At 72.8% G+C, this 6,077-nt stretch carries 6 protein-coding genes; 3 read left to right on the forward strand and 3 right to left on the reverse strand.

Annotation, left to right across the window (positions count from 1 at the left end; genetic code table 11):
- Together tcuA and VF202_08615 are read left to right on the forward strand one after the other, a co-directional pair.
- Positions 1 to 1,163, forward strand: a 1,163-nt coding sequence (tcuA, locus tag VF202_08610; GenBank protein HEX7040158.1) for an FAD-dependent tricarballylate dehydrogenase TcuA, incomplete at its 5' end; no start/stop codon positions are given.
- A gap of 33 nt (positions 1,164 to 1,196) precedes the next feature.
- Positions 1,197 to 2,354: an MFS transporter gene (locus VF202_08615; GenBank protein ID HEX7040159.1), complete on the forward strand. Its 1,158-nt coding sequence runs from the start codon at positions 1,197 to 1,199 to the stop codon at positions 2,352 to 2,354.
- 24 nt (positions 2,355 to 2,378) lie between these two features.
- On the opposite strand, the gene VF202_08620 is transcribed toward VF202_08615, so the two are convergent.
- A complete protein-coding gene (locus tag VF202_08620) occupies positions 2,379 to 3,368 on the reverse strand; it encodes a TIGR03557 family F420-dependent LLM class oxidoreductase (GenBank protein ID HEX7040160.1) in 990 nt (329 codons plus the stop codon).
- 155 nt (positions 3,369 to 3,523) lie between these two features.
- Between VF202_08620 and cofE the strand changes: the two genes are divergently transcribed.
- Entirely contained in the window at positions 3,524 to 4,282 is a 759-nt protein-coding gene (gene cofE, locus VF202_08625) for a coenzyme F420-0:L-glutamate ligase (protein ID HEX7040161.1), read from the forward strand.
- 130 nt (positions 4,283 to 4,412) lie between these two features.
- On the opposite strand, the gene VF202_08630 is transcribed toward cofE, so the two are convergent.
- Positions 4,413 to 5,138, reverse strand: coding sequence for a GntR family transcriptional regulator (locus VF202_08630; GenBank protein ID HEX7040162.1), 726 nt, complete (start codon positions 5,136 to 5,138; stop codon positions 4,413 to 4,415).
- A gap of 288 nt (positions 5,139 to 5,426) precedes the next feature.
- The coding region (pgl, locus tag VF202_08635; GenBank protein ID HEX7040163.1) for a 6-phosphogluconolactonase at positions 5,427 to 6,077 on the reverse strand (651 nt) is incomplete at its 5' end.

Raw genomic sequence — 6,077 nt, forward strand, 5'->3', positions numbered from 1 at the left:
CGCAGAGCCTCGACGTGATGCTGTGGCTGAAGTCCAAGGGCGTGCGCTTCCTGCCCAACGGCAGGCAGGCCTTCAAGGTCGGCGACACCTACAGGTTCTGGGGCGGGATCGTCCTCGACGTCGCCGGCGGCGGCGCGGGCCTCATCGACTACCTCTACGCGGCGGCCATTAGGGACGGGGTCACGGTCTGGTACGGGGCGCGGGCCATGGAGCTGCTCCGCGACGGCCCGCGGATCGCCGGCGTGAGCGTGCGCCGGCAGGGCGAGTACGTCGACCTGGCCGCGAAGGCCGTGGTGCTCGCGTCGGGCGGCTTCGAGGCGAACAGCGAGATGCGCACGAGGTACATGGGCCCCGGGTGGGACCTCGTCAAGGTCCGCGGCACGCGCTTCAACACCGGCGACGGCGTGCGCATGGCGCTCGCCGCCGACGCGATGCCCTGGGGGGAGTGGTCGGGCGGCCACGCCGTGTTCTGGGACCAGAACGCCCCCGCCTTCGGGGACCTCGCCGTGGGCGACGGGTTCTCGAAGCTCAGCTACCCCTTGGGCGTGCTCGTGAACGCCGAGGGCAAGCGCTTCGTCGACGAGGGGGCCGACTTCCGCAACTACACGTACGCGAAGTACGGGCGCGAGGTGCTCAAGCAGCCGGGCGCCACCGCCTGGCAGGTCTTCGACGCGAAGGTCACGGCGCTGCTGCGCGACGAGTACAGGATCCGCCAGGCCACGCGCGTCAGGGCGGACTCGCTCGAGGAGCTGGCCGCCAAGATGGAGGGCATCGACGAGGACGCCTTCCTGCGCACCATGGAGGAGTACAACAGGTCCGTGCGCCAGGACGTCCCCTTCGACCCGACCGTGAAGGACGGCAGGTGCACGGTCGGCATCACGCCCCCCAAGTCGAACTGGGCGAACACGATCGACACGCCGCCCTTCGAGGCCTACTCCGTCACGTGCGGGATCACGTTCACGTTCGGCGGCCTGCGCATCACCGCCGACGAGGCCCGCGTCCTCGACACCGAGGAGCGGCCGATCGAGCACCTGTTCGCCGCCGGCGAGCTGGTGGGCGGCCTGTTCTACGGCAACTACCCCGGCGGCTCGGGGCTGACCGCGGGCGCGGTGTTCGGGCGCATCGCCGGCAGGGCGGCGAGCGCCGCGGCGAAGGGGGACTGACGCGCGACGGTTACCGAGGGCAAGGTCGGTCCGCTGTGGAAGCTCTGCGCCAGCACCGCGTTCGTGTTCATGACGAAGGCGATGCTCACGCCCCTGGTGCCGCTCTACAGCCTCGAGCTCGGGGCGTCGGTGTCCCTGGTCGGGCTGCTGGTGGCCGCGTCGTTCGTCCTGCCGCTGTTCCTGGCCCTGCCGGTGGGGAGCCTCGTCGACCGCCGCGGTTCGGCGCCCGTCATGACGGCCGGCGCCGTGCTGATGGGCCTGGCCCCCTTGATCATCGCCGTGGTCCCCGGGCTGGCGGCCGTCGCCGTCGCGCAGGTGGTCGCCGGCCTGGCGCACCTGCTGATGGGCCTGGCGACGCAGAGCTTCGTGGGGTCCATCTCCACCGGCGTCCGCCGCGAGCGCGACTACGGCTGGTACACGACGTTCGCGTCGGCCGGCCAGCTCGCCGGCCCCCTGGCGGCCGGGCTGCTGGCCGACGCTCTCGGGTACGCGGCCGCGTTCTCCGCGGCCGCGGCGATCTCGGTGGTCGGGGTCGTCCTCACGCGCCTGCTGCCCGACGACCGCGGGCGGGCCAGCGGCAGTGCGGGGCTCGGCTCGAGCCTGCTGACCGTGGGTACCCTCCTCGGGCGCCCCGGGGTGCGGCTCGGCATCCTGGCCAGCGCCAGCGGGATCTTCGCGATGACGGCCTTCTCGGCCTTCCAGCCCACGTACCTCGAGAGCCTCTCCTACTCCGCGACGACGATCGGCATGCTGCTCTCGCTCAAGAGCCTGGCGTCGATGGCCGTGAGGCCCTTCATGCCGGGCGTGACCAAGCTGCTTGGCGGCAAGCTGAACACGCTGTGGGCGATGATGCTGTTGGTCGCCGTGACGCTGGGGGCGACGGGGTACTTCGAGTCCCTCGGCCCCCTGGTGCTGCTGTCGATAGGCTTCGGCGTCGGCTTCGGGATCTCGCAGCCCGTGAGCATGGTGACGGTCGTCGAGGAGAGCGAGCCCGGCAACCGCGGCTTCCTCCTCGGCCTCCGCCTCACCGGCAACAGGGTGGCGCAGCTCGTCGGCCCGCTGGTGATAGGCCTCGTGGCCGACGCCCTCGGCTTCGGCCCGGCGTTCCTCGCCGGCGCCCTGGTCGTCGTCGTGGGCAGCTTCCTGCTGCTCCTCTTCCGCCCCCGGGCCGCGCAGGCGCTGAACCGCTGAGCGCGGGAGGCGATGGACGCGCCCTCAGCCCGACAGCCGCGGCAGCACCTCGTCCGCGAAGGCCGCGATGAACTCCTCCTGGTTGCGCCCGACGTTGTGCACGTGGACCTCGGTGAAACCCAGGTCGAGGAACCGCTGGATGTGCTCGCGGTGCTCCTCCAGGTCCGGCGAGATCAGCATGCGGTCCCGGTAGTTCTCGATCCGCACGAGCTTCGCCATCTGCTCGAAGTCCTCGGGCGAGCGGATGTCCTGCTTGGGGAAGGCCATCCCGCCGTTGGGCCACTCGCGCAGCGCGTTCGCCTCGGCCTCCTCCCGCGTGGGCGCCCAGGAGAGGTGGAGCTGGAGGAGCTTCGGCATCTTCTCCGGGTCCTTGCCGGCGCGGCGGGCGCCCTCGGCGAACCTGTCGAGGAGCATGCGGAGCTTGGCCGGGGCGGCGCCCGGCATGATGATGCCGTCGCAATGCTCGCCCGTCCACCGCGCTGTCACGGGCCCGGAGGTGGCGACGAGCACCGGCACGGGCTCCTCCGGCAGGGTCCACAGCTTCACGCGGCCGAGCTTGAAGTAGCCGTCCTCGCGGTGCCTGATGACCTCGCCCGTGAAGAGCTGCCTGATGATCTCGACGGCCTCCTGCATCATCCGCAGACGCACGTGGGGCTCGGGCCACACGCCGCCCACGAAGTGCTCGTTGAGGGCCTCGCCGCTGCCCAGCCCGAGCCAGAAACGGCCCGGGTACATCGCTCCGAGCGTCGCCGCGGCCTGTGCGATGATCGCCGGGTGGTAGCGGAACGACGGGCAGGTCACGCCGGGGCCGAAGGTGAGGCGCTCGGTGGCCTCGCCCAGCGCCCCCATCCACGACCACACGAACGCGCTCGCGCCCTGCGCCGGGACCCAGGGCTGGAAGTGGTCGGCCGCCATGACGCCGGCGAAACCCCGCTCCTCGGCCAGCCGGCAGTAGCGCAGGAGCTCGGACGGACCGAACTGCTCGAGTGCCGCCGCGTAACCGATCTTGGCCATCCGGTCCTCCCCGGCCGGCGAGGGTGGGGCGAGGGCCGCCCCGCGGGCTTCGCATACGCCCGTATACGGCCGCATCCAGTTGGTACGTCCCCGAGTCTACGTGAGCCCGCCGCGGGAGTCAAAGCCCCGCGGTCCGTCGAGGAGGCAGCGGCCGGATGAACGACCGCATCGAGATGATCGCGCTCACGTCGGTGCCCGTGGTCCGCGAGCCGCGACCGCTGGCGCCCCTCGTCCTGGACGCGCTCGAGGCCGAGGGGATCGCGCCGAGGGCGGGCGACGTCCTGGTGATCGCCCAGAAGCTCGTGTCGAAGGCCGAGGGCGCCTTCGTGGACCTCGCGACCGTGACGCCGGGGGAGCGTGCGACCTCCATCGCCGGCGCCACGGGGAAGGACCCCCGGCTGGTGGAGCTGATCCTCGCCGAGTCGCGGGAGGTCGTGCGCGTCTCGGGGGGCCACCTGATCACCGAGCACCGGCTCGGCTTCGTGTGCGCGAACGCCGGCGTGGACATGTCGAACTCGGGGGCGAGGGACCGCGCGGTCCTGCTCCCCAGGGACCCCGACGCCTCGGCGCGCGACCTGAGGCTGGCCATCCGCGAGCGCCACGGCGTCGACGCGTCCGTGATCGTCAGCGACTCGCACGGGCGCGCCTTCAGGAACGGCGCCATCGGCGTCGCGATCGGCGTGTCTGGCCTCCTGCCCGTGCACTCCTACAGGGGCGAGGCGGACCTCGACGGGCGCCTGCTGCGCACGTCGGAGGAGGCCGTGGCCGACGAGCTCGCGTCGGCGGCGTCGCTGCTCATGGGACAGGCCTCCGAGGGGCGCCCCGTGGTGCTGATACGCGGCTACGCTGGCGACCGCTGCGAGGGCGGCTACGCCCCGCTCGTGCGCGACCCCGAGAGGGACCTCTTCAGGTGAAGCCCGGCGCTCCCCGCGCGCTCACCCGAGCACCTTCCCGCTCACCGAGCGCTCGTCCGCCCGCCCGGCCCGCTCCCCGGCCGGCCGGACCCGCCGCCGAGCGGTCCCGCGCACCCGCGCCCTCCCCGCCTCAATCGAGCTCCTCGCGGACGTTGAGCAGCAGCCTGATGTTGAACGCGTTCTCGATGTGCTGCCTGGCGATGCGCTCCGCCTCGGCGGCGTCCTTGCGCCTGAACGCCTCGATGAGCGCCTGGTGCTCCGCCAGCGCCTGCTGCGCGCGGCCCGGGTAGGCCAAGGTGGTCTGCGTCGCGCGCCGCAGCGAGGCGTGGATCTGCTCCATGAAGCCGATCAGCGTGAGGTTGTGGGTCGCCCTCAGTATGACCTCGTGGAAGCCGAAGTTCAGCGCCGCCAGGGCCGCCGGGTCGTTGGCCTTCGTGGCCGCCTCCAGGCGCTCCTGCATGTGCTCGAGGCGGACGAACTCGCGCTGCGTCATCTTGCCCGCGGCCAGCCGGGCCGCCAGGCCCTCGAGGGCCGACCTCACCGCGTAGATGTCCTCGATCTCCCCGGCCGTCAGCTCGGCGACGATGGCGCCGCCGCGCTTGTCGCGGCTCACCAGGCCCTCGCTCTCGAGGCGGAAGATCGCCTCCCGCACCGGGGTGCGGCTCACCCCCAGCATCTGGGCCGTGGCCTCCTCGACGAGCCGCGTGCCGGGCGGCATCTGGCCCTCGACGATGATCTCGCGCAGCCGGTGGTAGACCTTCTCCGCCGTGACCGCCCCGGAGCCGCCGCTGCCGGAGACGCTCCCCTCGGCGGTCGGGGCGGTGGCGGTGGTCGTCTTCGCCTGGCGCCGTGTCATGCGGCGGGAAGCGCCTCTACCCCGGCGCGGCGTGCTCCTCCGTCGCTGCGTCGGGCCGCGTTGCGTGGCCCTCGCCCCCTGCGCGCGGTCGCGAGAGCGTGACGTCGGTCCTGCGCCTCCGCGGGGGCGCCCCCCTTCACCTCGACAGGCATGCTTCACCCCTCCTCAGGCACGTGTGGGACTGTGCCGGTGGTACGGAACGGCGTGAACCCGTATCCCGCAGTATACGACGCGCGGTCCCCGGAACCGCGCTGCCCCTCGGCGTCGCCCGAAGGCCGTGAGCCGAGATCAGACATCCAGGTCCGTCACGACGATCAGGCGACTCCTCGCCTCCACACCCCGGGCCGGCAGCTCGTCGACGCCGGCTCCGCCGCCGGCGAGCAGGCGCGAGAGCGCGGTCCTCTTCTCCTCCCCCGTGACGAGGAACACCACGACGTCGCTGCCGTTCAGGGACCTGAACGTGAGGCTCAGGCGCCGCGAACCCGTCTCGGGCTGCGCCGTGGCGACCGTGAGCGCGGTGCTCCCCAGGGCGGGGGAGCCGGGGAACAGGCTCGCCGTGTGGCCGTCGGCGCCCAGGCCGAGCAGCGTGACGTCGAACCTGGGCTCCGGCCCCGCCAGCTCGCGGACCCTGTCGGCGTAGAGCCGCGCGGAACGCTCCGGGTCGTCCGCTATGGGCCAGGGATGGACGTTCTCCGGCGGCACCCCCACGCGGTCGACGAGCGCCGCCCGCGCCGCGCCGAAGTTGCTGTCCGGGTGGTCGTGGGGCACGAACCGCTCGTCGGCCCAGAGCAGGTGCACGCGCGGCCACGGGATCCCTTCGTCCTCCGCCAGGCGCGCGAAGAGCGGCAGGGGGCTGCGCCCCCCGGAGAGCACGAGGAGGCAGCGACCCCTCGCCGCGACCGCGTCGCCGATCGCGCCGGCGATGACCTCGGCCGCCCG

This window comes from Trueperaceae bacterium (assembly GCA_036381035.1).
Classification (GTDB): domain Bacteria; phylum Deinococcota; class Deinococci; order Deinococcales; family Trueperaceae; genus DASRWD01.